This is a genomic window from Micromonospora sp. URMC 106 (genome assembly GCF_051386395.1).
In the GTDB taxonomy this organism is placed as follows: Bacteria; Actinomycetota; Actinomycetes; order Mycobacteriales; family Micromonosporaceae; genus Micromonospora.
In genome coordinates this window covers 1-313 of the sequence record NZ_JBPQTP010000272.1, presented here as the reverse complement: position 1 = coordinate 313, position 313 = coordinate 1, and the positions used below count along the sequence as shown (strand labels likewise).

The 313-nt window shown below is 75.4% G+C and carries 1 protein-coding gene; it reads left to right on the top strand.

Annotated elements, in window-relative coordinates:
- Nucleotides 1-313: ferredoxin (locus ACSNOB_RS32085; RefSeq protein ID WP_436691206.1), on the top strand; the 313-nt coding region annotated here is incomplete at both ends.

Here is a 313-nt window from a genome sequence, read left to right as displayed (position 1 = left end):
GCGCGTGCAGCCACCCCGACGGCACGGCCCGGTTCGCGCTCTCCGCGATGGAGGTCTTCACCGAGGACCTGCGGCTGCACACCACCGGGGAGGGCTGCGGCCGACGGGTCGGCGGCGTGCTCGGTCTGCCCGGCGCGCCCGACCCGAACCCGCAGAGGCTCACCCTCGACTGGTCCCGCTGCGACGGGCACGGGCTCTGCGCGCACGTCGTGCCGGACTTCATCCGGCTCGACGCGAACGGTTACCCCGCCTTCCCGCCCACCCCGGTGCCGACGTGGCTGCGGGAGGGCGCGCTGGAGGCGGTCAAGGTCTG